Genomic DNA, 21,533 nt, shown 5'->3' on the forward strand with positions numbered 1-21,533 from the left:
AATACACGCGCTTTGTCCCCGTTCGACGCCGACGGCGGGCGGGGCCTGCAACGCCAGGCTCCCCGGACACGCTGAAGTAACCCCCTCCAGCCCAGTCCCGCTCGATCGCCCCCCGCCGCCGCATCGGTCGCTGGCCTTGCGCCCTTTCCATGCGACGAGGTGAGTCAAGGATACGGGCGGTCTGGAGGGTGAGGACAGACGCGGGTCGAGAAAGTTCAGGGCGTTGAAATCGCGGGGGTTTGTTCGCTGAACGCCGAGCATAAGCGGTCAAAAGCCCTCTCCTACAGGGAGAGGGGTCAAGACCGCGCGGGCTCTGGCGCGTCGTGGGCGAGGCCTTGCGCGCCGGCCCCCGCCACGGCGATAAATCGATCCGGACGTCGCGCCGCGTGCGCGGCCGGCGCGATGAGGCAAGCGTGACAATCACCTTCGACAAGCTGGTCGCCAACTTCTACCCGGTGGACGACCTGGGCGACGGCCTGGTCCGATGCGGCGACGAACTGCCCAAGAAGACGATCCACACCTACTTCCTGTTGCCCGCCGCGGACGGCTTCACGCCCTTTGTCGTGTCGGACGACCTCATCGACGACGCCTTCGCCGTGATGGTCCTGAAGACCGTCGGCGACCAGGCGGTCGAGCGTCTCACCAAGTCCGCGCTGCCAGCGAACGCCTACGGCTTCACCCATGTCCTGTCCGCGCCGCAGGCTTATCACGCCCAGCTCAAGGGGCGGCTGGACGCCGAGCGACCGCGCGCCACGCTCTGCGTCCCGATTTTCGAGAGCGAGTTCTCGGGATCGGAGACGCCGGAAGCGTTCGGCCTGCTGTTCGGCCGTGTCGTGCCGACGTCGGACTGGCGCCGAGCGCCGCACCCCAAGATCGCGCTGCGCTTCGACAACACCAAGACCAAGGCTGGGACGGGAGATGGCTACGTCCTGGCCGGCTTCGACCTGATGCTCCGAGAGATCGACAACCTGCTTGGCGTCGCCGACGGCTTCATCGAGATCCTGAACCACCGCGACGAGGTCGTCGAACTTCTGTTCTCGCACGCGGACACCTTCACCCTGATCGAGAACCGCGACGATGCGGCGGGCGTCCAGATCGGCCGGGAGGCGCTTCCAGAACACCTCCGGGCCTTCCTGACGCGATGAGCCACGCGCCATCCGCCGGGAAAACGGTGGAGTCCCCCGCCCGAGCGCCGCTATAAAAGCCGAAACAGGCGTTTTCGCCCTTGCCTTGCGCCCGGTCCGACGGGCAGCTTCACCACATCCATAGGTCGTAACTCGTGCAAGATCTCGCCCAAGCCGTCTACCTGTCCCTCGGCCTCACCATCCTCGGCGGCTATCTGCTGGGGTCGATCCCGTTCGGCCTGATCGCCACGCGGCTGGGCGGGGCCGGCGACATCCGGCAGATCGGCTCGGGCAACATCGGCGCGACCAACGTGCTGCGTTCGGGCCGCAAGGACCTGGCGGCCATCACCCTGGTCGGCGACGCCGGCAAGGGCGTGGCGGCGGTGCTGCTGGCCCGCTGGCTGAGCCACGACAACGCCTTCATCGTCGCCCTGGCCGGCGGCGCGGCCTTCACCGGCCACCTGTTCCCCGTCTGGCTGAAGTTCAAGGGCGGCAAGGGCGTGGCCACCTTCTACGGCGTGCTGCTGGCCGCCTGCTGGCCGGTGGGCCTGCTGGCCGCCGTCACCTGGCTGGCCGTGGCCGCCCTGTTCCGCATCAGCTCGCTGGCCGCCCTGGTCGCCGCCGCCCTGGCCGCGCCGTTCGCCCTGGCCACCGACCAGGAGGTCGCCTTCCTGGGCCTTTGCCTGTTCATGGCCGTGCTGATCTTCATCCGCCACAAGGACAACATCAGCCGACTGCTGAAGGGCCAGGAGCCCCGCATCGGCAAGAAGAAGACGGCCGAAGCGCCGCCTCCCCAAAACACAAACGCGGGGGCCTGATGTCGCGGGGCCTCTCGGACCAAGAGCGCCTGGCCTGGCTTCGGCTGGCGCGCACCGAGACGGTCGGCCCCGTCGCTTTCGACCATCTGCTTTCGCGGTTCGGCTCGGCCGAGCGCGCCCTGATCGCCCTGCCCGACCTGGCCCGTCGCGCCGGCCGCGCCTCGCCCCTGCGCCCGCCGCCCGAGGACGAGATCCGTCGCGAACTCGACAGCGGCGAACGCCTCGGCGCGCGGCTGATCTGCGCCTGCGAACCGGACTTTCCGCCGCGCCTGGCCGCCCTGGACCCGCCGCCGCCGGTCCTGTGGGCCCTGGGCCACGCCGAGCTGCTGTCCCAGCCCAGCCTGGCCATCGTCGGCGCCCGGATCGCCTCGGCCGGCGGTCAGCGCTTCGCCCGCCAGCTGGCGACCGAGCTGGGCCGGCACGGCTATGTGGTGGTGTCGGGCCTGGCGCGCGGCGTCGACGGCGCGGCCCACGAAGGCGCCCTGGCCACGGGCACGGTGGCGGTGCTGGGCGGCGGGGTCAGCGACATCTACCCGCCCGAACACGCCGAGCTGCACGCCCGCATCGCCGGCCAAGGCGGCTGCGTGGTCAGCGAGAGCGCCCCCGACCGCCGGGCCATCGCAAAGGACTTCCCCCGCCGCAACCGCATCATCTCGGGCCTGTCCTTGGGCGTGATCGTGGTCGAGGCCGAGCTGAAGTCCGGTTCGCTGATCACCGCCCGCCTGGCCGCCGAGCAGGGCCGCGACGTCTTCGCCGTGCCCGGCTCGCCGCTGGACCCGCGCGCCAAGGGCCCCAACGACCTGATCCGCCAGGGCGCGATCCTGTGCGAGGGCGTCGAGGACGTGCTGCGCTCGCTGTCGGGCCAAGCCCACCTGCGCGAGCGCGAGCGGCCCTACGCGGCCGAGGACGAGGACGTCGACATCGACCACGACGCCCTGCGAGAGGAGGTCGCCCGCCTGCTCTCCCCCACCCCGGTCTCCCGCGACGAACTGGTCCGCGCCACCCGCGCCCCGACCTCGGCGGTGATGGCGGCGTTGGTCGAACTGGCCTTGGCCGAGCGGGCGGAACTGCTCCCGGGCGGGATGGTGGCGGGGGTCTGAGCGGAGCTCAAATATTCCTCTCTCTATAGAGAGAGCCGGGAACCAAATGCGCCGTCCGCCACGGCCGCCGTTGACAGACCCCTGGCGCCGCCCCCACTTTCCGGCCCTCGTCGCCCTGGTTCGCCTGGGGGACGACCCCAATTCCCAGGCATCAAGGTCCTAATGATCGTCGTCGTCGTCGAGAGCCCGGCCAAGGCCAAGACCATCAACAAGTACCTCGGGTCCGGCTACACGGTTCTCGCCTCGTACGGCCACATCCGCGACCTGCCGTCCAAGGACGGCTCGGTCGAGCCCGACAACGACTTCGCCATGAGCTGGGAAGTCGACGCCAAGGCCGCCAAGCGGATCGGCGATATCGTCGACGCCATGAAGGGCGCCGACGGCGTGATCCTGGCCACCGACCCCGACCGCGAAGGGGAAGCCATCAGCTGGCACGTGCTGGAGGTGCTGCAGAAGAAGAAGGCGATCAAGGACAAGACCGTCCAGCGCGTCACCTTCAACGCCATCACCAAGGCCTCGGTGCTCGAGGCCATGGCCCATCCGCGCGACATCGACATGGAGCTGGTCGAGGCCTACCTGGCCCGCCGCGCCCTGGACTACCTGGTCGGCTTCACCCTCTCGCCCGTCCTGTGGCGCAAGCTGCCGGGCAGCCGCTCGGCCGGTCGCGTGCAGTCGGTCTGCCTGCGCCTGATCGTCGATCGCGAGCTGGAGATCGAGCGCTTCAAGACCCAGGAATACTGGACCGTCGAGGCCGACGTCACGGCCGGCGCCGAGCCGTTCCTGGCCCGCCTGGTCAAGCACGAGAACAAGAAGCTCACCAAGTTCGACCTGGGCAACGAGGGCTCGGCCCTGGCCGCCCGCGCCGCCGTGCAGAAGGCGACCTTCAAGGTCGCCGCCGTCGAGAAGAAGCCCGGCAAGCGCTCGCCCGCCCCGCCCTTCACCACCTCGACCCTGCAGCAGGAAGCCTCGCGCAAGCTGGGCTTCAGCGCCCAGCGCACCATGCAGGCCGCCCAGAAGCTGTACGAAGGCATCGACATCGGCGGCGAGACCGTCGGCCTGATCACCTACATGCGGACCGACGGCGTGTCGGTCGAGCCGGAAGGCATCGCCGAAGCGCGCAGCGTGATCGGCAACGTCTACGGCGCGTCCTACGTCCCCGAGACCCCGCGCTACTACAAGGCCAAGGCCAAGAACGCCCAGGAGGCCCACGAAGCCATCCGCCCGACCAGCCTGGGCCGCAACCCCGGTTCGCTGCGCCTGGAGCCGGACCTGGGCCGTCTGTACGAGCTGATCTGGAAGCGGATGATCGCCTCGCAGATGGAGAGCGCCCGCATCGAGCGCACCACGGTCGACCTGGAGAGCGCCGACGGCCAGACCGGCATGCGCGCCACGGGCCAGGTCGTGCTCTTCCCCGGCTATCTGGCCGTCTACGAGGAAGGCCGCGACGACGAGGGCGACGAGGACAGCGCCCGCCTGCCGATCATCGAGGAAGGCGCCGCCGCCAAGGTGCTGGACGCCCGCGCCGACCAGCACTTCACCGAACCGCCCCCGCGCTATTCGGAAGCCAGCCTCGTCAAGAAGATGGAAGAGCTGGGCATCGGCCGTCCGTCGACCTACGCCTCGGTCCTGACCGTGCTGCGCGACCGCGCCTACGTGAAGATGGAGAAGCAGCGCTTCATCCCCGAGGACAAGGGCCGCCTGGTCACCGCGTTCCTGGAGCAGTTCTTCCGCCGCTACGTGGAGTACGACTTCACCGCCGCCCTGGAAGAGCAGCTGGACCTGGTGTCGGACGGCAAGTTGGACTGGAAACAGTTCCTGCGCGACTTCTGGAAGGACTTCGCGGCCGCGGTCGGCGAGATCGCCGAGCTGCGCACCACCAACGTCCTGGACGCCCTCAACGAGGCCCTGGGCCCGCACATCTTCCCCGACAAGGGCGACGGCTCCAACCCGCGCTCGTGCCCGACCTGCGGCACCGGCCTGCTGTCGCTGAAGACCGGCAAGTTCGGGGCCTTCATCGGCTGCTCGAACTATCCCGAATGCCGCTTCACCCGCCAGCTGGCCACCAGCGAAGGCGAAGGCGAAGCGGAAGCCGCCGACAAGGAGCTGGGCATCAACCCGGCGACCGGTCGCGCCGTGTGGCTGAAGAACGGCCGCTTCGGACCCTATGTCGAGGAACTGGCCGCGGCCGACAGCGGCGACAAGCCCAAGCGCTCCAGTCTGCCCAAGGGCTGGGTGGCGGCGGCGGTCGACCTGGAAAAGGCCCTGCGCCTGCTGTCCCTGCCCCGCGAAGTCGGCAAGCATCCGGACGACGGCAAGACCATCACGGCGGGCCTGGGCCGCTTCGGGCCGTTCGTGCTGCACGAGGGCACCTACGCCAACCTCGAGAATCCGGAAGACGTCTTCGACATCGGCCTGAACCGCGCGGTGGCCCTGCTGGCCGACAAGCGGGCCGGCGGCGGGCGTCCGCAGCGCGGCCAGGCGGCGGCGTTGGCGGAACTGGGCAACCACCCGGAAGACGGCAAGCCGATCCGCGTCCTGTCGGGGCGCTTCGGCCCCTACATCAAGCACGGCGACACCAACGCCAACGTGCCCAAGGGCGCTGACCCGGCGGCCCTGACCCTGGACGAAGCGGTGGCCCTGATCGCCGACCGCGTCGCCAAGGGCGGCGGCGGCAAGAAGCCGGCGAAGAAGGCGGCCCCCAAGAAAGCCCCGCCCAAGGCGAAGGCCGTGGCCGACGGCGCGGCGCCGGCGAAGAAGGCTCCGGCCAAGAAGCCGGCCGCCAAGAAACCGGCGGCGAAAAAGCCCGCCGCCAAGAAGGCCAAAGCCGAGGCGTGACGCGCCTCGGCGGTGGAGTTAGGCTAGGGTCATGACGACGCTCGAACGCCCTCTTCCGCTGCCTGTCGTGGTCGTGATCCTGTCGGCGATCAGCGTCGGCGGCTTCGCGTTCGGGCTCAAGAACGCCCTGGTGAAGACCGACCGGCAGGCGGTCTCGACCGCGCCGCTGGCCGAGGTCTCGGGCGTGCCGGTGCGCGACGCCGCGCCGGTGGCCGCCGAGGTCGCCCCGCCTCCGCCGGTCGAGGCCCCCAAGCCCAAGCCGGTCGAAGAGGTCGAGGCGCCGCCCGCCGAGGAGGCCCCGGTCGTCGAGGCCCCGCCCGTCCCGACCGAGCCCGAAAAGAAGCCCGAACCGCCGCCGCAATCCACGCCGCAGCGGATCGAGGACCTGTACTGACGCCGTGAAACCCCTCTCTCATAGAGAGAGGGAGGGGCCCGCCGCGAAGCGGTGGGAGGGTGAGAGGTTTCACCGCCAGCCGGAAAACCTCGGGTCTTTCCGTTGCGCGCTCTTCGAGGAATCCAAGCTCTCGCATGGATGCGACCGCCAACTGACCGATCCCAGCGGGCCCATCGACGACCTCCTGGCAGTGCTCCGTTCGGCGAGGCTGTAACCTCTCACCCTCCCACCGCCTGCGGCGGCGGGCCCCTCCCTCTCTCTATGAGAGAGGGGATCGAACGTCCGCTCACTTCGGGGAATGAGGCGCATCCAGCGCCATTTCCCTTTCCCATCTCCCCCCTCGCCGCGTTAGACGAGGAGCATGGCTAAACCGCGCTCGCCCAAGTCGTCCAAGTTCCCCGCCGCCTCGAAAGGGGCCAAGGCTCCCAAGCCGCCCGCCGGCCTGCCCGATCGCGAGACGCTGATCGCTTTCCTCCGCGACGCCGGCGAGAGCGGCAAAGCCGACATCGCCCGTCATTTCGGCCTGAAGGGCGCGGATCGCCGGGCCCTGCGCGAAATGCTGCGCGCCCTGGAGGCCGACGGCAGTCTGGGCAAGCGCGGTCGCCGGGGCTTCGCCGAAGCCGGCGCCCTGCCCCCGGTCGGGGTGGTGGACGTGGTCGAGCGCGACGCCGACGGCGACCTCTATGTCCGCCTGACCAAGGGCGGCGAGGACCTGCCGCAGGTGCGGCTGGCCCCGGGCAAGGGCGACGCCGCGGCCGGCGGCGCGCCGGGCATGGGCGACCGCCTGCTGGTCCGCTTCGAGCAACTGGAGAGCGGCGAGACCGAGGCCCGCCTGATCAAGCGCCTGGGCCAGAGCGCCCACAAGGTGCTGGGCGTCATCCGCAAGCATCGCCGCGAGACCCGCGTCGAGCCGGTCGACCGCAAGTCCAAGGAAAGCCTGCTGCTCAACGAGCAGGGGGCCAAGGACCTCAAGGACGGCGACCTGGTGCTGGCCCAGGTGGGCACGGCCTCGGCCCGCTACGGCCCCAAGTTCGGCAAGGTGCTGGAGGTGGTCGGCAGCGAGGACGATCCGCGCGCCGCCTCGCTGATCGCCATCCACAGCCACGGCATCCCGACCGGCTTCTCGGAGGAAGCCGAGGCCGAGGCCGCCGCCGCCAAGCCGCCGACGCTGGAGGGTCGCGACGACCTGCGCGATCTGCCGTTCGTGACCATCGACCCGGTCGACGCCCGCGACCACGACGACGCCGTCTACGCCCATCCCGATCCGGAACCCGGCAATGTGGGCGGCTGGGTGGTCTGGGTGGCGATCGCCGACGTCGCCGCCTATGTGCGCCCCGGCTCGGCCCTGGACCGCGACGCCCGCGAGAAGGGCAACAGCGTCTACTTCCCCGACCGGGTGGAGCCGATGCTGCCCGAGACCCTGTCCAACGGCCTGTGCAGCCTGCGCGAAGGCGAGAACCGCGCCACCCTGGCCGTGCGGATGGTGTTCGACGCTCAGGGCCGCAAGAAGAGCCACAAGTTCGTGCGCGGCCTGATGCGCAGCGCCGCCAAGCTGTCGTACGAGCAAGCCCAGGCCGCCATCGACGGCGTGGCTCCGCCCGACGGCCAGGACGCCGACAAGGCCGGTCCGCTGCTGGATCCGATCCTGCGCCCGCTGTGGGCCGCCTTCCGCCTGATGGGCAAGGGCCGCGAGCAGCGCTCGCCCCTGGCCATCGAGAGCGACGAGCGCCGCATCATCATCCGCGAGGGCGAGATCCAGTCGATCACCCGCCGCGCCAGCCTCGAGGCCCACAAGCTGATCGAGGAGATGATGATCCAGGCCAACGTCTCGGCCGCCGAGAGCCTGGAAGCCAAGCGCACGCCGCTGATCTACCGGGTGCACGACACGCCCAGCCAGGAAAAGGTCATGAGCCTGACCGAGTTCCTGCAGACGCTGGAGGTGAAATGGTCGAAGGGCGAGGCCCCGACCACGGCGCGCTTCAACAAGCTGCTGGACGACACGCGCGAGAGCCCGCACGCGGCGATCATCAACGAGGTGGTCCTGCGCACCCAGATGCAGGCCCACTATTCCAGCGACAACCTGGGCCACTTCGGCCTGAACCTGGCCCGCTACGCCCACTTCACCAGCCCGATCCGCCGCTATGCCGACCTGATCGTGCATAGGGCGCTGATCCGCGCCCTGGGCCTGGGCGATGACGGCCTGACCGACCAGGACATCTCGCAGATCAAGGACACCGCCGAGGTAATCACCCACGCCGAGCGCCGGGCCATGGCCGCCGAGCGCGACGCCACCGACCGCTACATCGCCGCCTTCCTGGCCGACCGGGTGGGCGCGACCTTCACCGGGCGGATCACGGGGGTCACGCGCTTTGGCCTGTTCGTGAAGCTGGACGAGACGGGCGCCGACGGCCTGGTGCCGGTCTCGACCCTGGGCGAGGAATATTTCGTCCACGACGACCGCATGCACGCCCTGGTCGGCGAGCGCACGGGCAAGCGCTTCCCGCTGGGCCTGGCGGTCGAGGTGAAGCTGCGCGAGGCCACGCCGGTGACCGGCGGGCTGTTGTTCGAGATGCTGACGGATGCGCTGCCGGTGGATCCGAAGGCTCCACGGCCGCGGCTGGGCATCCGGGGCAAGCCCGCCATCAAGCCGCGCGGCGGGCTGCCGAAGGGCGTGCGGCGCGGGAAGCGGCGGTAGGCTTAGAAACCCTCTCCCAGAGGGAGAAGGTGACTAGGGCAGAACCGCCTTCGCCGCCGCCTCAAGCCGATCCGCCATCATCCGCTGGTCGGCGATCGACGGGTGCCAGTCGCAGGCGCCCAGGTCCATGCCGGTGATCCGCACCGGGGTCGCCAGGCCCGGCGTCTCGGCATCGACCGCTTTGACCACTTCATCGACATCGGCCGCGAAGCTGTCGCCCGCGATCAGCAGGAAGCGGGCCTGGGGTTGGCGCTTGGCCAGGTCCCGGACGAAACCGGCATAGGTCTGGCGGTAGGCGGCGTGCAAGGCCGCCTCGTCGGCCCAGGCCTCGCCCGGCGCCACAGGCGTGGAGAAGTCGTTGGTGCCCAGGCCGATGACGATCAGGTCAGGTCGCCAGGAGTCCGCCGGATCCACGCTGGGCGCGGCCTGGCCGGGGATCATGCGCGAATAGAGCACCGGCAAGGTCTGGCCCGGCGCGCCGCCGCCGTAGTTGCGCACCACGCCCCGCCCGGAGAAGGCGACGATCCGATAGTCGGCGTCCAGCCGCCCCGCCAGGGTCGGTCCGAAGGCCAGGCTGGTGTCGGTCAGGTCGTGGATCTCGGCCTGGGTGCAGCTGCGCTTGGTCGCGCGCACGCCATAGCCGACCGTGTGGGAGTCGCCGATGAACTCGATCCTGCGCGGACGGCTGGGCGGCGGAAGGGCCTGGCCGCCCCTGCCGACGGTGAAGCCCAGGAACCGCGCCGAGCCGGTCTGGCTCTCGGTCAGCTTGTCCACCCGCACGACATGCTCGCCCGGGCCCAGGTCGTCGAAACTCATGCGCGTGACGCCGGGCAGGTCCAGCTCGGTGCGGACCTTGCCGTCGATGCTCACCGCCAGGTGCTCGAGCTGCGGATCGACCGCCACCTCGACCGATCGCCCCGTGAAGCGTCCCTCGAAATAGACGCCGGGCCAACCGAACGCGTAACCGCCGCCGGGCAGGGCCACCGTCCGGCCGCCGATGTTGGGCGTCAGGGCGGTCTGCGCCGTCGCCGGACTCGACAGGGCCAAGGCCGCGACGGCGGCCAGGAACAGGGATCGCAAGCAGGTCTCCTTCGAAGCGGTCATCGCCCCGGCAACCGCAGTTTCTTGGCCACCAGGGCCGTCAGCTCCGCCATGAGCGTCCGATGCAGGGCGTCCTGCTGGGCATTCATCTGGGCGTTGGTGTAGCGCCCCTCCGGAACCTCGCCTTTGACCTGCAGGCCGGTCGGCCGGTGGGTCAGCGTCAGGATGGTGGAGCGAACGTCGGTGATCGGGGAGCCCGGCTTGCCGCGTGTACGCGGGCTCATCTTCAGATAGCCGACATCGTTCGGATCCAGAGAGAAGTGCTCAGCCTTCATCGCTACTTCTTCGCCAGATAGTCCAGCGCCAGCAGCACCTCGGCCTTCACGCCGGTCTCCAGCACCGCCTCGTCGACATCGAAATAGGGCGAGTGATTGGCCGGGGCCGTGGCGGCGGGCACGCTGGCCGGGCGGCCGCCCAGCTGGATGAACACCGCCGGGACCTTCTCGCCGTAGCGCGAGAAGTCCTCGGCCCCGGTGACCAGGGCCGCCTGGTCGTCGACCTTGCCGGGCGAGGCCTGCTCCAGCACCGGCTTGACCCAGGCCGACAGGGCCGCGTCGTTGCGGGTGACCGGATAGGGCTGGGTGAACACCGCCTGGGCCTTGGCGCCGTAGCGGTCGCCGATGGCGGCCACGGTCTTCTGGACCTTGTCGATGACGTCGGCCCGGCGCTCGGCGTTGAAGGTGCGCAAGGTGCCGGTCATGGTCAGGTCTTCGGGGATGATGTTGTTGCGCACCCCCATGTTGATCGTCGCCACGGTCAGGACGGTGGGCGAGGCGCCGACGTCGATCTGGCGGGCCGACAGCTGGTTGAAGGCCTGGACGATGTCGGCCGCGACGCTGGCCATGTCGACGCCCGCCCAGGGCCGCGCCCCGTGGGTCTGCTTGCCCTTGACCGTGATCGTCAGACGGTCGGAGCCCGCATAGAAGCCGCCGGCCCGGTAGTTCAGGGCGTGGGCGTCGCCGGGGCCGATATGCAGGCCGAAGATCGCGTCGACCTTGGGATGGTCAAGGGCGCCGTCGCGGATCATCAGGCCCGCCCCGCCCTCTTCCCCGGCCTGGGAGCCCTCCTCGGCCGGCTGGAACAGCACCACGACCGTGCCGGGAATGTCGGCCTTCATGCCCGCCAGCACCGTCGCCGCGCCCAGCAGCATGGCCACATGGGTGTCGTGGCCGCAGGCGTGCATGACCGGCAGGGTCCGCCCCTCCCACTGGGCGGTGACCCTGGAGGCGAACGGCAGGCCGGTCTTCTCCTCGACCGGCAGGGCGTCCATGTCGGCGCGCAGGGCCACGACCTTGCCGGGCTTGCCGCCCTTCAGCACCCCGACCACGCCGGTGCGGCCGACGCCCTCGCGGACCTCGAAGCCCAGGGCGCGAAGCTCCTTGGCCACCAGGGCGGCGGTGCGGACCTCCTGGTTGCCCAGCTCGGGATGCTCGTGGATGTCGCGCCGCCAGGCCACGACCTTGGGCTGGACGGCCCTGGCGGCGGCTTGAACCTGAGCGACGGAGGGCGCGGCGAAGGCCGGTGCACTAGCCAATCCGATGGCCAGCGCCAATGCCGAAACCCTTGCGAACATGGCCATCCCTCAATCCCCGAAATCCCTGGGCGGAGCTTGGACTGGGTTGGGGACACGCCGCAAGGGCATGTCCCCGTCGCGAGCTGGGGACATGCCCTTGCGGCGTGTCCTCTGACCACTCACCGCCAGTTGCCCCTACGGACGGATGGCGCTGACGTGAGTCGGGTCTAAGCTCGCGTCCATGGACGAGCCGATCGACGCCAAATTCGACACCCGCAACGACGGCGACGTCCGCGATCTAGGCGCCGGCGCGCTGAAGCCCCGCCATGCCGCCACCCTGATCGTCGTGCGTGACGACGGTCCCAAGCCCCAACTGCTGATGGGCCGCCGCAACCGAGGCCTGGCCTTCATGGCCGACAAGTGGGTGTTTCCCGGCGGCCGGGTCGACCGCGGCGACTACCTGGCGCCCTCGGCCAGCGAACTGGCGCCCGAGACCGCCGCGCGCCTGGCCCTGGAGCCGCGCCACGCCAATCCCCCTCGCCTGGCCCGCGCCCTGGCCCTGGCGGCGGTGCGCGAGACCTTCGAGGAGACCGGCCTGCTGCTGGCCCGAAAAGCACCCGCGCGACCCGGCGCGGGCGCCTGGCGGCCGTTCCTGGCCCAGGGCGCCCTGCCCGACCTGGCGCCGCTGGCCTTCGTGGCTCGGGCCATCACTCCGCCCTACCGCACCCGCCGCTTCGACGCCCGGTTCTTCATGGCCCCCGCCTCGGCCCTGCTGAGCCTGGAGCGCCAGCCCGACTGCGGCGAGCTGGACGAGATCGGCTGGTTCGACTTCGACGCCGCCCGCGAGTTGGACCTGCCCAACATCACCCGCTTCGTCGTCCACGAGGTGGCCCAGCGCCTGGCCGACCCTGGACGCCCCGCGCCGTTCATGCGCTTCCTGCGCGGGGCGCGGCAGTTGAGTTACCTCTAGGGCGCGAGCTCAGGCCCTCCCCCTGTGGGGAGGCGGCCGAAGGCCGGTGGGGGAGTTTGGGGTCGAAGGTCCGGGTTGTGGTTATCCGCCGATCACTCCCCCCTCCGTCGGCTTCGCCGACACCTCCCCCACAGGGGGAGGACCTGCTAATCCGACTAAGCGGAAGAGGCCCACATGCTCGCCCTGATCCTCGCGGCCCAGCTAGCCGGGCCGCCCGCCACCATCGACCAGATGACCTGGCTGCAAGGCTGCTGGATCCAGACCCGCCCCAACGACGTGATCGAGGAGCGGTGGATGGGTCCCGGCGGCGGGGTGATGCTGGGCATGGGCCGCACCCTCCGCGACGGCAAGCTGCGCGACTACGAATATACCCGCATCGTCGAGGCCGACGGCTCGCTGGCCTACATGGCCGAGCCTTCGGGCCAGGAGAAGGCGACCTTCCCGCTCAAGAGCCTGACGCCGGACATGGCGGTGTTCGAGAACCCGACCCACGATTTCCCCCAACGCGTGATCTATCGCCGCCTCGGCGCCGACCAGATCGTCGCCCGGATCGAGGGCCAGATCGGCGGCCAGGCCAGAAGCGTCGATTTCCCCTACAAGCGGTGCGCATCGGGCAATTGACTTTGCGCCGCCGGTGAGTATGTTCCGCGCCTCTTATTTCGACCGCGTAGGGACCTGCGCGACCATCGCAGGGATTCGACCATGGCCAAACCGGCTTCCATCAAGATCCGCCTGAACTCGACGGCGGACACCGGCTTCTTCTACGTGACCAAGAAGAACGCCCGCACCAAGACCGAGAAGATGGTGCTGAAGAAGTACGATCCGGTCATCCGCAAGCACGTCGAATTCCGCGAAGGCAAGATCAAGTAGGTCTTGCGACCCTTCGTGACGTGACAGACGCCCGGCTGCGAAGCCGGGCGTTTTTCGTTTGAGGCCGTTCGCCTGGACCGTCTTGTTTTCGCCGCCGAGGAAAGGCCTAGCTGGGCCATGCGCCGAATCCCGCTTCCGTCCCTCTGGCTGGCCTTGATTCTGTTGCTGGGCCTCGGTTCGCCGCTGGCCCAGGTTCAAGCCTCCACCCCGGTCTACGGCTACGAGGTGGTGCGCACCTACCCCCACGACCCCAACGCCTTCACCGAGGGCCTCTTCCTGCGAAATGGCTTCCTGTACGAGAGCACGGGCCTGGAGGGCGCCTCGTCGATCCGCAAGATCGTGCTGGAGACCGGCAGCGTCGAGAACGAGCGCTCGATTTCCAGCCAGTACTTCGGCGAGGGGATCATCGACTGGAAGGACCGGCTGATCCAGCTGACCTGGAAGAACCAGATCGGCTTCGTCTACGGCGTCGACGACTTCGAGACGCGCGGCGAATTCAGCTACGCCGGCGAGGGCTGGGCCCTGACCCGCGACGACAAGCGCCTGATCATGAGCGACGGAACGTCGCGCCTGCGGTTCCTGGACCCCGAGACCCTGAAGGAGACCGGCGGGATCACCGTCACCGACGAGGGCCGCCCGGTGGACCAGCTGAACGAGCTGGAATGGGTCGAGGGCGAAATCTACGCCAACATCTGGCAGACCGACCGCATCGCCCGCATCGACCCGGCCACGGGCAAGGTGAGCGGCTGGATCGACCTGACGGGGCTGCTGCCCGAGGCCGACCGCGACCGCGCCGACGTGCTGAACGGCATCGCCTACGACGCCAAGGCGGACCGGTTGATCGTGACGGGAAAGCTGTGGCCGCGGATGTACGAGATCAGGGTGGTGAAGCGCTGAGCCGGGGACATGCCCTTGGGCGTGTCCCCATCGCTAGTCGCGGCGTCTGAAATTGGGCACACGCCCAAGGGCGTGTCCCCGGCCGTAGTTAGGCCGCCTTGCCCACCACGGCGTTGCGGCCGGACTTCTTGGCCTCGTACACCGCCTCGTCGGCCCGTTTCATCAGGGTCTCGGGGGTGTCGTTGGGGCCGCTGGTGGCCGAGACGCCGATCGAGATGGTCACGGTCAGCAGCTCGCTGCCCTGGGCCACGCGGAACGGCGAGCCGGAGACGTGCATGCGGATCCGCTCGGCGATGCGCAGGGCGTCGACCAGCTGGGTGTCGGGCATGATCACCGTGAACTCCTCGCCGCCGTAGCGGCAAGGCAGGTCGATGGCGCGGACGTTCGAGGCCAGGCGCAGGGCGAACTCGCGCAGCACCTCGTCGCCGACGTCGTGGCCGAAGCCGTCGTTGATCTTCTTGAAGTGGTCGATGTCGATCAGCAGGGCCGCGACCGGATCGCCGCCCAGGGCCGCGCGCTTGACCAGCGAGTCCAACTGGCCGGCCATGTAGCGACGGTTGTGCAGGCCGGTGAGCTGGTCGGTGACCGCCAGCTCCAGGCTGTGGTCGAGGTTCTGGCGCAGGTAGTCGGTGTAGCGCTTGCGCTGGATCTGGGTCTTGACCCGGGCGGCCAGCTCCTGCGGATCGATCGGCCGCGGCAGGATGTCGTTGATGCCGATCTCCAGCGCCTTGACCAGGCGCTGGCGCTCGTCGGGATCGACCATGGCCAGGATCGGCAGGTGGCGGGTGCGCTCGTCCGACCGCAGGCTGGCGGCGAAGCGCAGGCCGTCGAAGCCCTTGGCGGCGGCGTTGATGATCACCAGGTCGACCGGACCGCCGGCGCTGATCTGGGCCTTCACGGGATCGGATTCGATGACCGGGCGGTGCTCGATCGCCAGTTCGGCGGCGACGCGCTGGGCCTGGCGTTCGTTGTCGTCGACCACCAGCACCCGACCGCCCAGGCCGTCCAGGCGCGAGGCGGCGCCGGCGATCACGCCCATGCGGCGGCCCGAGGCCTCGCGCTGGCGCAGTTCGTCGATCACCAGCTTGAAGCGGGTCAGGCTGCGCACGCGGGCGAACAGCATGACGTCGTCGATGGGCTTGGTCAGAAAGTCCGAGGCGCCGGCCTCCAGCCCCTGGATGCGGTCGGCGCGGCCGTCCAGCGCCGTGACCAGCACCACCGGGATGTGGCGGGTGGTGGGATCGTCCTTGAGCTTCTTGCAGACGGTGAAGCCGTCCATGCCGGGCATCATCACGTCCAGCAGGATCACGTCAGGCAGCTCGCTCGCCGCCAGGGTCAGGGCGGTGGGGCCGTCATAGGCGACGGAGACCTGATAATACTCAGCCGAAAGCTTGGCCTCGAGCAGGCGGACATTGGCCTCGATATCGTCGACGACCAGGATGCGCGCGCTCACGGGCCTACCTCTCCAGCAACCGGCGAATGGTGTCCAGGAAGTGCGACACCGAGATGGGCTTGGAGATATAGGCCTCGCACCCGCCCTCACGGATGCGTTCCTCGTCGCCCTTCATGGCGAATGCCGTAACGGCGACGACAGGGATATGTGACAGATCGTCATCCTCCTTGAGCCACTTGGTGACTTCGAGGCCTGAGATCTCGGGCAGTTGGATATCCATCAGGATCAGGTCCGGACGGTGCTCACGGGCGATCGACAGCGCCTGCAGACCCTCGCGGGTCTGCAGGGTCTCATAGCCCTGGGCTTCGAGCAGGTCATGAAAGAGTTTCATGTTCAGCTCGTTATCCTCGACGATGAGGACCTTCTTCGTCATCCTGACCCCGACCATTCCGGTCCGTGGCGATGCGTGAGGGATTCGCGTCGCTTCTGGATTCCAGATCGCACGAATATCCTTAAGCCCGCGCTAATCGCGTTTACCTCGACCTATCGTAGATCATGGAACCCTGTTTCTCCGACCTCCAAGCCTGCACCGTGCGCCCAGATACGCCGCTGGTCATCGTCGATGTGGACGAGGTCCTCGCGCGCTTCATGCATGGCTTCGGAACGTTCATCGGACGCCACGGATTCGAGCTGCGATTCGACCGCTACGCCCTGTTCCAGAACATCTATCGCCCCGGCGAGACCGAGCACCTGGACCTGATCGCCGGGCGGGCGCTGTTCGACGACTTCTTCCGCGACGGGGCTGACGACCTGCTGCCGGCCGAGGGCGCGGCCGACGCCCTGGCCGACCTGTCGACCCGAGCCGACGTGGTGATCCTGACCAACGCCCCCGAGCACGGCCGCCAGTCGCGCGCCCGCTGGCTGAAGACCCATGGCTTCGACTATCCGCTGGTGATCAACAGCGGCCCCAAGGGTCCGTCGGCGGCCGACCTTTCCCAACGCACGGCCTCGCCGTCGGTGTTCATCGACGACCTGCTGCCGCAGCTGGAATCGGTGGCCGAAAGCGCACCGTGGGTGAACCGCTTCCAGATGGTGGCCGACGAACGCCTGCGCCCCCTCGCGCCGGGCGATCCCGAGCGGCATCCCAGGTTCGACCTGTGGCCGGACCTGAAGACGGCCATCGAGCGCAAGCTGTTCCCATGAAGGCCCTCCTCTAATGAAGGCCCTCTGCCGCGACTGCCTGGCGACGGGCGAGGCCAAGGTCTCGCGCTGTCCGGCCTGCGGTTCGCCACGCGTGATCTTCCACGAGGAACTGGGCCAGCTGAGCATGGCCCACATGGACTGCGACGCCTTCTACGCCTCGGTCGAGAAGCGCGACGACCCGACCCTGCGCGACAAGCCGGTGATCGTGGGCGGCGGCAAGCGAGGGGTGGTGACGACGGCCTGCTACATCGCCCGCATGAGCGGGCCGCGCTCGGCCATGCCGATGTACAAGGCGCTGAAGCTGTGCCCCGAGGCCGTGGTCATCAAGCCCAACTTCGCCAAGTACAAGCACGAGAGCCGGCGGATCATGGCCAAGCTGGAGGCCCTGACGCCCCTGGTGCAGCCGCTGTCGCTGGACGAGGCCTGGATCGACCTGTCGGGCACCGAGCGCCTGCACGGCGCCCCGCCGGCGGTGATGCTGGCCCGCGTGCAGAAGGAGATCGAGGCCGAGGTCCAGATCACCGTCTCGATCGGCCTGGCGCCCAACAAGTTCCTGGCCAAGATCGCCTCCGAGCTGGACAAGCCGCGCGGCTTCTCGGTAATCGGGGCGACGGGGATCGCCGAGTTCCTGGCCCCCAGGCCGGTGTCGATCCTGCCCGGCGTCGGCCCGGCCACCGTCACGGCCCTGGCCTCGGAGGGCCTGCGCACGGTCGGCGACATCGCCAACGCCGACCTCAAATGGCTGGTCAAGGTGCTGGGCTCGAGCGGCCTGCGGCTGCACCACCTGGCCCATGGCCGCGACACCCGGCTGGTCGATCCTGACCAGGAGCGCAAGACGATCAGCGCCGAGACCACGTTCAACGACGACCTCTACAAGCGCGAGGAGCTCGAGGACGAGCTGTGGCCGCTGTGCGAGAAGGTCGCCCGCCAGGCCCGGGCCGGCGGTGTGGCGGGCCGGGTGGCGACGCTGAAGCTGCGCACGCCCGACTTCAAGATCCATACCCGCCGCCGCACCCTGCCCGTCCCGATCCAGACCGCCCGCACCCTGTTCCAGGTGGCGCGCGAACTGCTGGCGGCCGAGCCCGGCGGTCTGCACTACCGCCTGATCGGCGCGGGGCTGACCGACTTCGTCCCCGCCGAGGGCGCGGCCGACGACTTCTTCGCCGGCGACGAGCGCAAGGCGCTGAAGAGCGAGACGGTGATCGACGGGCTGCGGGGGAAGTATGGGGCGGGAGCGGTGATGACCGGGCGGGCGCTGAAGGGGAAGTAGCTCACCCACTTGCCCCCACCTGACCGCTTCGCGGTCTGTCCGCCCCCATAGGGGGCGGAGGACGAAAGCGCGGCGCCTCTTCCCCCTGTGGGGGAAGACGATCGCGAAGCGATCCGTAGGGGGCAAGTGCTCGCCCCCACTAGCCCCTACATCAGCGAACCCTTGCCGCTGGTCACTTCGGTGTATCGGTGCACCCTCACCGCCTGCACCAGCCCGAAGCCGATCATGACCGTCAGCATGACGGTGCCGCCGTACGACAGCATCGGCATGGGCACGCCCACCACCGGGGCCATGCCCATGACCATCGCGCCGTTGATCAGCACGTAGAGGGCGAAGGTGGCGGTGACGCCGGCCGCCGACAGGCGTCCGAAGTGGCTGTGGCTGATCGAGGCGATGCGCAGGGCCATGAAGATCGCCACGCCGTACAGGAACAGCACGCTGAAGCAGCCGATGAAGCCGAACTCCTCGGCCAGGGTGGCGAAGATGAAGTCGGTCTGCTTTTCCGGCAGGAAGTTCAGCTGGCTCTGCGAGCCCAGGCCGAAGCCCTTGCCCATCAGCCCGCCCGATCCCAGGGCGATCTTGGACTGCATGATGTGGTAGCCGTTGCCCGACGGATCGCTCTCCGGGTTCATGAAGGTCATGATCCGGTTTCGCTGGTACTCGTGCAGCACCAGGAAGATGAACGGCGGCAAGGCCGCCAGGCCGGCCACGATCCCGCCGATGATCAGCCGCAGCGACAGGCCGGCCAGCACCATGATCGACAGGCCCGGCAGGGCGATCAGCACGGCCGTGCCCAGGTCGGGCTGGTGGGCGACCAGCAGGGTCGGCGCCCCGATCAGGGCCAGCGGGACCAACAACTTCCAGGACAGACGGGCGCTGTCGGCCGACAGGCCGTGATAGTAGCGGGCCAGGGCCAGGACGACGCCGATCTTCATGATCTCGGACGGCTGGAAGCGCAGCGGGCCGATGGCCAGCCAGCGCTGGGCGCCCAGCGACACGTCGCCGACCGCCTCCACCGCCACCAGCAGCAGCAGGGCCACGCCATAGACGGGATAGGCCATGGTGAACCAGACCCGCAGGTCAATCATCGCCAGGGCGATCATCATCACGAAATAGATGCCGAAGCGCAGCAGGTGCTTGTCGGCCCACGGCTCCCACGAGGCGCCGGCGATCGAGAACAGCATCAGGGCGCCGGTGCCGGCGATCAGGCACAGGACCAGACACAGGGTCCAGTCGATCTCCATGAACTTGATGATCGGCCGGTCGCGTTCGCCGGGCCGGCTGAGGCCGCCGCTGAGGGTCATCGGGGAGCTCCAGGAGCGGGAGACGCGGGAACAATGGGAGTCGTGGCGGCGGGAGCCGGGGGCGGCGCGCCCACGGTCGGGTCTTCGGGCGCGGCGCCCTCGACCGAACCGTCAGGCGTGGTCTCGACCGGCTCTTCGGGCAACGGCATGGGCCGTTCGATGCGGGCGCGGACCTCGGGGTCCTTCAGCAGCGCCACGCGCATCACCTCGCGGGCCCGCGGGGCGCCGGCGGTGGCGCCGCCCAGGCCCCCGTGCTCGATGATGACCGCCACGGCGTAGCGCGGATCGTCATAGGGCGCGAAGGCCACGAACAGGTTGTGGTCCTTCAGCCGCCAGGCGACGCTGTCGCTCTTGCGGTTGGCGACCTTGTCGTAGCTGCGCACCTGGGCCGTGCCCGTCTTGCCGGCCATCTTGACGTCGCCCAGGCCCAGCTGGCTCTGGCGGTAGGCGGTGCCGCGCACGTCGTTGGCCACGGCCTCCATGCCGCCGCGCACATAGGTCAGGTGTTCTTGGGTGAACGGCAGGTCCGGCACGGCGGCGCCGCTGGGCTGCTCGACGCCGCCGACCGACTTGATCAGGCGCGGATTGAGCGCCTTCTTGCTGTTGGCCAGGCGGGCGGTCATCACCGCCAGCTGCAGGGCGTTGACGCTCAGGGCCCCCTGCCCGATCCCGTAGCTGGGGGTCTCGCCCGGAAACCAGATCTGGTTGGCGGGATTCTTCTTGAAGGCCCGCTTCTTCCACGCCCGATCGGGCACCAAGCCCTTCTTCTGGCCGGGAATGCCGATGTCGAAGGTCTCGCCAAAGCCCATCGCCCGGGCGGCGGTGGCGATCGCGTCGGGGCCGATCTTCAGCGACGTCTGGTAGAAGTAGATGTCGCACGAGTTCTTGATGGCCTCGTGCAGGTTCTGCGAGCCGTGGCCGCGCTTTTCCCAGCACCGCCAGGTCCGCCCGCCGTAGTACCAGCTGCCGCCGCAGTTCACGCGGACCTCGGGATCGATCCCGGCGGTCAGGGCCGCCAGGCCGACGGTGGGCTTGAAGGTCGAGCCGGGCGGGAAATTGCCGCTCAGCGCCTTGTCCAGCAGCGGCTTGCGCTCGTACTCGGCCAGCGCCTTGTACTCCGGACCCGACAGTCCCTTCACGAAGCGGTTGGCGTCGAAGCTGGGGGCCGAGACCATGGCCAGCAGGTCGCCGTTGCGGATGTCCATCACGACGATGGCGCCGCTTTCGTCGCCCATCACTTCCAGGGCGCGGTTCTGGATGTCGGCGTCGAGGGTCAGCCGCACTTCCTTGCCCGGAGTCGGCGGGATGTCGCCCTCGGGGTCCAGGCGCACGGTGCGCCCCTGGGCGTCGACCTCGGCCTTGGTGGCGCCGGGACGGCCGCGCAGCTCGCGGTCCAGGGCCTTTTCCACCCCCTGCTTGCCGATCCGGAAGCCCGGATGGTGCAGCAGGTCCTGGTCGGGCTCGTCCTTGGCCTTCTCCAGGTCGCGGTCGGAAACCTTGGCGACATAGCCGATCACATGGGCGAAGGCGCCGCCGAACGGATAGACCCGCACCTCGCCCATGTCGGCGGTCACGCCGGGCAGTTCGGGCGCGCGGATGTTGACCCGGGAGAACTCCTCCCAGGTCATGTCCTCCATCACCGCCACCGGCGCCTTGCGGGGCGCGCGGGCGATGTCCTTGATCAACCGGGCGCGGCGCGTGCCGTCGATCGGCACCAGCAGGGCCAGGTCGTCGAGGGCGGCCTCTACGTCGAAGTCCTTGGATTCCTTGGTGATCATCAGCCGGAAGTTCGGCCGGTTGGAGGCCAGGGCCACGCCGTTGCGGTCCAGGATCAGGCCGCGCGGCGGCGGCGTCAGGCGGTAGTTGAACTGGTTGCCGGCCGACAGCTTCTGATAGCGCCGGGCCTCGACCAGTTGCAGCTGGGCCAGGCGTCCGCCCAGGGCCAGCAGGCCGCCGCCGGCCAGGCCGCCCATCAGGAACGCGCGGCGGTGGAACACCCCCTGCCGCTCGTTGACCTCGAAGAAGAAGATTGACGGTTCGCTCATG

The 21,533-nt window shown here is 69.3% G+C and carries 19 protein-coding genes and 1 pseudogene; 13 read left to right on the top strand and 7 right to left on the bottom strand.

Features of this window, described 5'->3' with window-relative positions:
- Positions 1 to 75 precede the first annotated feature (75 nt).
- The 7 genes and pseudogenes from AC1DMQ_RS10930 to rnr form a co-directional block, all read left to right on the top strand.
- Positions 76 to 161: pseudogene (locus tag AC1DMQ_RS10930) on the top strand (hypothetical protein); the annotation flags it as partial.
- Positions 162 to 413: 252 nt separating this feature from the next.
- Complete coding sequence (locus AC1DMQ_RS10935) at positions 414 to 1,145, top strand: hypothetical protein (RefSeq protein WP_477033588.1); 732 nt, start codon at positions 414 to 416, stop codon at positions 1,143 to 1,145.
- A 134-nt stretch (positions 1,146 to 1,279) separates the two neighbouring features.
- Complete coding sequence (gene plsY / locus AC1DMQ_RS10940; RefSeq protein ID WP_477033589.1) at positions 1,280 to 1,942, top strand: glycerol-3-phosphate 1-O-acyltransferase PlsY; 663 nt, start codon at positions 1,280 to 1,282, stop codon at positions 1,940 to 1,942.
- Positions 1,942 to 3,042, top strand: a complete 1,101-nt coding sequence (gene dprA, locus AC1DMQ_RS10945; RefSeq protein WP_477033590.1) for a DNA-processing protein DprA — start codon at positions 1,942 to 1,944, stop codon at positions 3,040 to 3,042. Before plsY ends, dprA begins: the two co-directional genes overlap by 1 nt.
- 162 nt (positions 3,043 to 3,204) lie before the next feature.
- Positions 3,205 to 5,877 (top strand): type I DNA topoisomerase, encoded by a 2,673-nt coding sequence (gene topA / locus AC1DMQ_RS10950; RefSeq protein ID WP_477033591.1) that lies wholly within the window; start codon positions 3,205 to 3,207, stop codon positions 5,875 to 5,877.
- Positions 5,878 to 5,908: 31 nt separating this feature from the next.
- Complete coding sequence (locus AC1DMQ_RS10955; RefSeq protein WP_477033592.1) at positions 5,909 to 6,271, top strand: hypothetical protein; 363 nt, start codon at positions 5,909 to 5,911, stop codon at positions 6,269 to 6,271.
- A gap of 361 nt (positions 6,272 to 6,632) precedes the next feature.
- Entirely contained in the window at positions 6,633 to 8,966 is a 2,334-nt protein-coding gene (gene rnr, locus AC1DMQ_RS10960; protein ID WP_477033593.1) for a ribonuclease R, read from the top strand.
- Between the two features lie 33 nt (positions 8,967 to 8,999).
- Here rnr and AC1DMQ_RS10965 read toward each other — a convergent pair whose 3' ends face one another.
- Genes AC1DMQ_RS10965 through AC1DMQ_RS10975 form a run of 3 tightly spaced genes read right to left on the bottom strand, consistent with a single transcriptional unit; the run spans position 9,000 to position 11,640 of the window.
- Complete coding sequence (locus AC1DMQ_RS10965) at positions 9,000 to 10,046, bottom strand: SGNH/GDSL hydrolase family protein (RefSeq protein ID WP_477033594.1); 1,047 nt, start codon at positions 10,044 to 10,046, stop codon at positions 9,000 to 9,002.
- Positions 10,047 to 10,066: 20 nt separating this feature from the next.
- On the bottom strand, positions 10,067 to 10,342 hold the full coding sequence (locus tag AC1DMQ_RS10970) for a hypothetical protein (protein ID WP_477033595.1): 276 nt from the start codon (positions 10,340 to 10,342) through the stop codon (positions 10,067 to 10,069).
- A gap of 2 nt (positions 10,343 to 10,344) precedes the next feature.
- On the bottom strand, positions 10,345 to 11,640 hold the full coding sequence (locus AC1DMQ_RS10975; RefSeq protein ID WP_477033742.1) for an amidohydrolase: 1,296 nt from the start codon (positions 11,638 to 11,640) through the stop codon (positions 10,345 to 10,347).
- 181 nt (positions 11,641 to 11,821) lie between these two features.
- Between AC1DMQ_RS10975 and AC1DMQ_RS10980 the strand changes: the two genes are divergently transcribed.
- The 4 genes from AC1DMQ_RS10980 to AC1DMQ_RS10995 all read left to right on the top strand — a co-directional run bounded on the left by AC1DMQ_RS10980 (position 11,822) and on the right by AC1DMQ_RS10995 (position 14,317).
- Positions 11,822 to 12,550 carry an NUDIX hydrolase gene (locus AC1DMQ_RS10980; protein ID WP_477033596.1) on the top strand — a complete coding sequence of 243 codons (729 nt, stop codon included), beginning with the start codon at positions 11,822 to 11,824 and terminating at the stop codon, positions 12,548 to 12,550.
- A gap of 174 nt (positions 12,551 to 12,724) precedes the next feature.
- Positions 12,725 to 13,171, top strand: coding sequence for a DUF6265 family protein (locus AC1DMQ_RS10985; RefSeq protein ID WP_477033597.1), 447 nt, complete (start codon positions 12,725 to 12,727; stop codon positions 13,169 to 13,171).
- Positions 13,172 to 13,252: 81 nt separating this feature from the next.
- Positions 13,253 to 13,420, top strand: a complete 168-nt coding sequence (gene rpmG / locus AC1DMQ_RS10990) for a 50S ribosomal protein L33 (protein WP_010920317.1) — start codon at positions 13,253 to 13,255, stop codon at positions 13,418 to 13,420.
- 117 nt (positions 13,421 to 13,537) lie between these two features.
- Positions 13,538 to 14,317, top strand: a complete 780-nt coding sequence (locus AC1DMQ_RS10995; RefSeq protein WP_477033598.1) for a glutaminyl-peptide cyclotransferase — start codon at positions 13,538 to 13,540, stop codon at positions 14,315 to 14,317.
- An 88-nt stretch (positions 14,318 to 14,405) separates the two neighbouring features.
- Here the strand turns inward: AC1DMQ_RS10995 and AC1DMQ_RS11000 are convergent, their stop codons facing one another.
- Both AC1DMQ_RS11000 and divK read right to left on the bottom strand, forming a co-directional pair.
- Positions 14,406 to 15,770 (bottom strand): PleD family two-component system response regulator, encoded by a 1,365-nt coding sequence (locus AC1DMQ_RS11000; protein WP_477033599.1) that lies wholly within the window; start codon positions 15,768 to 15,770, stop codon positions 14,406 to 14,408.
- Positions 15,771 to 15,774: 4 nt separating this feature from the next.
- Positions 15,775 to 16,143 (bottom strand): cell-cycle response regulator DivK, encoded by a 369-nt coding sequence (gene divK / locus AC1DMQ_RS11005; protein ID WP_029916211.1) that lies wholly within the window; start codon positions 16,141 to 16,143, stop codon positions 15,775 to 15,777.
- Positions 16,144 to 16,265: 122 nt separating this feature from the next.
- On the opposite strand from divK, the gene AC1DMQ_RS11010 reads away from it, so the two are divergent.
- Positions 16,266 to 16,913, top strand: a complete 648-nt coding sequence (locus AC1DMQ_RS11010; protein WP_477033600.1) for a hypothetical protein — start codon at positions 16,266 to 16,268, stop codon at positions 16,911 to 16,913.
- Positions 16,914 to 16,926: 13 nt separating this feature from the next.
- Positions 16,927 to 18,183, top strand: a complete 1,257-nt coding sequence (locus tag AC1DMQ_RS11015) for a DNA polymerase IV (protein WP_477033601.1) — start codon at positions 16,927 to 16,929, stop codon at positions 18,181 to 18,183.
- 146 nt (positions 18,184 to 18,329) lie between these two features.
- Here the strand turns inward: AC1DMQ_RS11015 and rodA are convergent, their stop codons facing one another.
- Both rodA and mrdA read right to left on the bottom strand, forming a co-directional pair.
- The gene (rodA, locus tag AC1DMQ_RS11020; protein ID WP_477033602.1) at positions 18,330 to 19,487 is read right to left on the bottom strand and encodes a rod shape-determining protein RodA; all 1,158 of its coding nucleotides are present in this window, start codon (positions 19,485 to 19,487) and stop codon (positions 18,330 to 18,332) included.
- The gene (gene mrdA / locus AC1DMQ_RS11025) at positions 19,484 to 21,532 is read right to left on the bottom strand and encodes a penicillin-binding protein 2 (protein WP_477033603.1); all 2,049 of its coding nucleotides are present in this window, start codon (positions 21,530 to 21,532) and stop codon (positions 19,484 to 19,486) included. The genes rodA and mrdA overlap by 4 nt, the downstream gene beginning before the upstream one ends.
- Position 21,533: the final 1 nt, after the last annotated feature.

The organism is Caulobacter sp. 05L422 (assembly GCF_056397765.1).

Bases quoted from the DNA above. Each gene is read 5' to 3' on its own strand.
- rnr (WP_477033593.1), top strand. From the start codon at position 6,633: ATGGCTAAACCGCGCTCGCCCAAGTCGTCCAAGTTCCCCGCCGCCTCG.
- AC1DMQ_RS11015 (WP_477033601.1), top strand. From the start codon at position 16,927: ATGAAGGCCCTCTGCCGCGACTGCCTGGCGACGGGCGAGGCCAAGGTC.
- rpmG (WP_010920317.1), top strand. From the start codon at position 13,253: ATGGCCAAACCGGCTTCCATCAAGATCCGCCTGAACTCGACGGCGGAC.
- AC1DMQ_RS10975 (WP_477033742.1), bottom strand. From the start codon at position 11,640: ATGTTCGCAAGGGTTTCGGCATTGGCGCTGGCCATCGGATTGGCTAGT.
- AC1DMQ_RS10955 (WP_477033592.1), top strand. From the start codon at position 5,909: ATGACGACGCTCGAACGCCCTCTTCCGCTGCCTGTCGTGGTCGTGATC.
- mrdA (WP_477033603.1), bottom strand. From the start codon at position 21,532: ATGAGCGAACCGTCAATCTTCTTCTTCGAGGTCAACGAGCGGCAGGGG.
- divK (WP_029916211.1), bottom strand. From the start codon at position 16,143: ATGACGAAGAAGGTCCTCATCGTCGAGGATAACGAGCTGAACATGAAA.
- AC1DMQ_RS11010 (WP_477033600.1), top strand. From the start codon at position 16,266: ATGGAACCCTGTTTCTCCGACCTCCAAGCCTGCACCGTGCGCCCAGAT.
- topA (WP_477033591.1), top strand. From the start codon at position 3,205: ATGATCGTCGTCGTCGTCGAGAGCCCGGCCAAGGCCAAGACCATCAAC.
- AC1DMQ_RS10985 (WP_477033597.1), top strand. From the start codon at position 12,725: ATGCTCGCCCTGATCCTCGCGGCCCAGCTAGCCGGGCCGCCCGCCACC.
- dprA (WP_477033590.1), top strand. From the start codon at position 1,942: ATGTCGCGGGGCCTCTCGGACCAAGAGCGCCTGGCCTGGCTTCGGCTG.
- AC1DMQ_RS10980 (WP_477033596.1), top strand. From the start codon at position 11,822: ATGGACGAGCCGATCGACGCCAAATTCGACACCCGCAACGACGGCGAC.
- AC1DMQ_RS10995 (WP_477033598.1), top strand. From the start codon at position 13,538: ATGCGCCGAATCCCGCTTCCGTCCCTCTGGCTGGCCTTGATTCTGTTG.
- AC1DMQ_RS10970 (WP_477033595.1), bottom strand. From the start codon at position 10,342: ATGAAGGCTGAGCACTTCTCTCTGGATCCGAACGATGTCGGCTATCTG.
- rodA (WP_477033602.1), bottom strand. From the start codon at position 19,487: ATGACCCTCAGCGGCGGCCTCAGCCGGCCCGGCGAACGCGACCGGCCG.